At 60.6% G+C, this 3,887-nt stretch carries 2 protein-coding genes and 2 pseudogenes; 1 reads left to right on the plus strand and 3 read right to left on the minus strand.

Annotated elements, in window-relative coordinates:
• Nucleotides 1–112: 112 nt before the first annotated feature.
• Nucleotides 113–1,267 (minus strand): annotated as a pseudogene (locus OC184_RS19565) (IS256 family transposase); the annotation flags it as partial.
• Nucleotides 1,268–1,370: 103 nt separating this feature from the next.
• Nucleotides 1,371–2,120 (minus strand): annotated as a pseudogene (locus tag OC184_RS19570) (IS3 family transposase); the annotation flags it as partial.
• 476 nt (nucleotides 2,121–2,596) lie between these two features.
• Between OC184_RS19570 and OC184_RS19575 the strand changes: the two are divergent.
• On the plus strand, nucleotides 2,597–2,725 hold the full coding sequence (locus tag OC184_RS19575) for a hypothetical protein (RefSeq protein WP_265508849.1): 129 nt from the start codon (nucleotides 2,597–2,599) through the stop codon (nucleotides 2,723–2,725).
• 514 nt (nucleotides 2,726–3,239) lie between these two features.
• Here OC184_RS19575 and OC184_RS19580 read toward each other — a convergent pair.
• The gene (locus OC184_RS19580) at nucleotides 3,240–3,494 is read right to left on the minus strand and encodes a hypothetical protein (protein ID WP_265508850.1); all 255 of its coding nucleotides are present in this window, start codon (nucleotides 3,492–3,494) and stop codon (nucleotides 3,240–3,242) included.
• Nucleotides 3,495–3,887: the final 393 nt, after the last annotated feature.

Here is a 3,887-nt window from a genome sequence, read left to right on the forward strand (position 1 = left end):
GACCAGTTCGTCGTGCGGTAGCGGGCGGGTGGAGGCTTACTCATGCGACCCGTCTAACCGCACGGGTTCGCGATGTGAATCGTCCCACGTCAGAGTTACGCAACAACGCCTTCTGGATCTGCCCTGACGCCAGGAGCGCCCAGAGCAGCATCGGCACGGTTTCAGCGCAGGGCAGCACGGTCTGAGTCTTGATCCGGCGCCGGAATTCCTCGTTCAAGCGCTCGATGGCATTGGTGGTCCGTGCGGATTTCCATTGCGAGGGATCAAGGCGGGTGAAGGTGAAGAGTCGGTCACCCGCTTCTTCAAGGCTGTCTGCCACGGCCCGGCACTTGAGCTTCCACTTCCGCAGGAAAGCCTTGCGGCGCTTCTCGATCTCGGCGGCCGTGGCGGCATAGATCATGTCGCGGTAATCTTCGCTCAGTTCGTCGTGCAGGCGCTTGGGCGCGTGGCCCAGCAGGTTGCGGTGTTTGTGAACTGTGCAGCGCTGGATGGGCAGATCCTCGCCCCAGAGCGCCACGAGCGCGGCCTCAAGTCCGGGAGCGCCGTCAACGATCACGAACTCCGGGCGCCTCAGGCCCCGCGCGTCCAGGTCGGCAAGGAAGCTGCCCCAGGCAGCCGTGCTTTCGCCGCCCATGTTCCTGATGGCGAGGAGCACCTTTTGTCCGTCGCGCCGAACACCGATTGCGGCCAGCACCGAGATGTGGGTGGCCTTGCGGTCCAGCCAGGTCTTGATGACGGTGCCGTCGAGAATGAGCCGAACGATCTCTTCGCCGGACAGATCACGGGCCGACCAGGCGTCCCAGTCGACCTTCACCTTGCGCTAAGCGCGGCTGACCACATCCTTGCTCACCGCGCCTTCGAACAGCTCGAAGAGCGCCCGCTTGACGCGCCGGGTATTGGTCCCGGCCAGATAGACTGCTGCGATCAGCGCCTCGGCCTTCTTCGTCAGCCGCTTGTAACGGGGCAGTGCCTTCGAGCGCCATTCGCTGAGCTTGCCGGTCTCGTTCTCGATCCGGGCGCGCGGCACACGCACCGTCTCAGTCCCAAACGTGCCGGTGAGTTGCCGTTCGCGGTGCCCATGGCGGTAACCCTTGGCCCGCTCGTTGCCGCGGCCGTAACGAAGCCGACCAAGAAAGACGGCCAGTTCCTCTTCGAACATGGCCTCGATGGTGGCACGGACATTCGCCCGCAGGCGATCCTCGACCCGATCATACCCACTTGCGTCGGGCAGTGGCGAAAAGGACGAGCTAGAGGTATTCTGCTTCATGGCGTCATCTCCCTGGCGGTTGCAGCCGCCGGTTGGGTGGGTGTTGGTTCACCCGGAGATTACGCCGCCAGACAATTTCTACCACTTCCGAGACACGACCGAGCGCCACCCTTGCGCCCGAGGGCGAAGTGTCAGCGATCAGCGCAAGGCACTCCCGCATGCAGTCATCGACCACGGTCATGATCCGAAAGCGGCGACCATCGGTCAGCTGGTCCGAGACAAAATCCAGTGACCAGCGCTGGTCCGGCATCAGCGGCAGCGCCATCGGGGCCCGCGTGCCGATGGCCCGCTTGCGCCCACCGCGACGACGGACATGCAGCCGCTCCTCGCGGTAGATGCGGAACAGGCGCTTGTGGTTCACCTCGTGACCTTCACGGCGCAAGAACACGTGCAGCCGCCGACAGCCGAGACCGGCGACGGACCCGCGCCAACTCCTTCAACCGCTCGCGCAGCACGGGGGCATCCTGCCGGATCGCCTTATAGCGCATGGTCATCCGGCAACAGCCGATCACCCGGCACGCCCGCCGTTCGCTCATCCCGTGGCCTGACACCAGATGCGCGACCGCTTGCCGCTTTCCGGCGGGCGTCACCACTTTTTTCCAAGGAGGTCCTTCAGCGCTGCATTATCCAGCATCGCATCGGCCAGCAGCCGCTTCAGACGGGCGTTCTCGTCCTCGAGCCCTTTAAGGCGCTTGGCCTCGCTGACATCCATACCGCCATATTTGGCTTTCCATTTGCAGACCGTCGCATCGCTGACGCCGTGCCTGCGGCACAGATCAGCGACGGAAACCCCAGCCTCGTGCTCCTTCAGAATGCCGATGATCTGATCTTCGGTGAACCTGCTGCGCTTCATCTCTGGTCCGACAGGTTGGGCCAGAGACTATCTCAAACTGGATTAGGCGCAGGGGGCAACGTCAGGGACCAATACCGGCACGTCAAGGAATCGTTAGACAGGAGCTACCACTCGTGGGCTTGTTCCGTCGTCTTTGATCCCGAAGACACCACAAGGTCAGAAGTCACCTTTTTCTTCGATGACATGGAGGTAGGGTGCCACGTGCTGCACGCGCGCCACGAGGATCTGAACCGCAGGATGCAGTTCTAGCCCATAGCCAATGTGGCTGTCATGGCGCCGTCGACCTATACGCCCGAAGAATACAACACCGACAACGGGCGCGGACACAGCGGCGACATGCTGATTCGGGACATCAGCTATTACCCAACCGGCTTCAGCTTCACCTAACCTGATCCCGGTGTGCAAGCGCCGAGGCTTTTCGCGCTGGGGATCTTGCATCATTGAACCTGCATGGCAGGTCAAGGGGTCGTCCACACATGAGCTGCGTTGATGCCCTCGGCAATGCCGACAGGCGCAACGATTATGGCGCTCCGCGGGCCGGCTGGTACCGCCAAACCCTCGACCACGAGATCGTTGCCAAGCTGTGCTCAGTTGCCATCTGGTGATGGACACCGCCGATTTCGAAGCCCGCTCTGCCAGGCATGGAGCCGGACCCTTGAAAGGAGCGAGTTGTCGAAATAAGCTCAAACTACTTCAGCTGGATAACGCGACTATCAGCGGACAAGGGCCTCTTTCCTTGTCGATCACTGGCCGATTAACCGCGACCAGAGCCGTGCGGCTTGAAATTTGCCGGTCGAAGCTCACCGGTATTTTGCTGTTCCCCCGCGTCGGGCGGTGGCAAGAACCGCATCTTCCGGACACAGCTGAGGGATCGGCTTTGAGTGAACCTCCCCGTCCGGGGCTGCCTTAATGGCACTGTCCTCCGTCCGTCACCGGACACAGTAAAAGGAAAGACACGATGCCGTTCGGAAGGATCGATCTCATAGCCGCCCTTTTCACCCTGGCCGCAATCCTGGCGCTTCTGTCCGTCCATTTATAACACCTCTTAAAGCTTGATCGGCAGCCAGAGGTTGAGGAGGAAGAGTTTCCGCGCCGGCTGACGACGGCGGCGCCTGTGCCTCATGCGGCGATCATGACCGTCGTTAGGCCGACCAGCAGAACAGCCCGGTAATTAAGAACTTCAGACCAGCGCACCGTCAGCCGCAAAAAGGTATAGACGACAAGGACTGGCCAGACGATCAGGGCTGCAAGGCCCCACAGCCAGGACACATCCTGCCAGCCATTTAGGATAAGGACCAGAAGGCCGACCAAGAAAAGATCAACAAGGGCCATACGTAAACCGATCTTGATGAGGTGACAACGGCCATACATCACTCGGTCTACTCCAATCGCTTGCAAATATTTACAGGCTCCTATACTACCTCAGGTTGAATTGGTCTCAAAGCATAACCTGCTGCTAATTCAGCATGAGGAAGCTGCGCGACCAGCCCTGCCCATCAGGCGGGGCTTTTTACTTAGAGCGAAGGCGGAGCAAGGTCACGTCCGTCAAGCTGGTGTAAATTCCTAGATGGCTTGACGTCATGATCAGGCGGCTCTCGTGGTTATGCTGAGAAATAGGTCGATCTCCTCTTTGTCGATTTGAGCGAAGTGGACCTGCACCTGTTCCGTTCCGGTCTTCTGAGAGCGATGCTCTCTTCAAAGGAGACAGGATATGGCAGCGACACACAGCGAGGAGTTCAAGCGTGATGCGGTTCGCATCGCGCTCAC

The sequence above is a fragment of the Paracoccus rhizosphaerae genome (assembly GCF_026162645.1).
Lineage (GTDB): Bacteria > Pseudomonadota > Alphaproteobacteria > Rhodobacterales > Rhodobacteraceae > Paracoccus > Paracoccus rhizosphaerae.

Excerpts from the sequence above, each read along its gene's own strand:
- OC184_RS19575 (WP_265508849.1), top strand. The coding sequence starts at position 2,597 with ATGAGCTGCGTTGATGCCCTCGGCAATGCCGACAGGCGCAACGATTAT.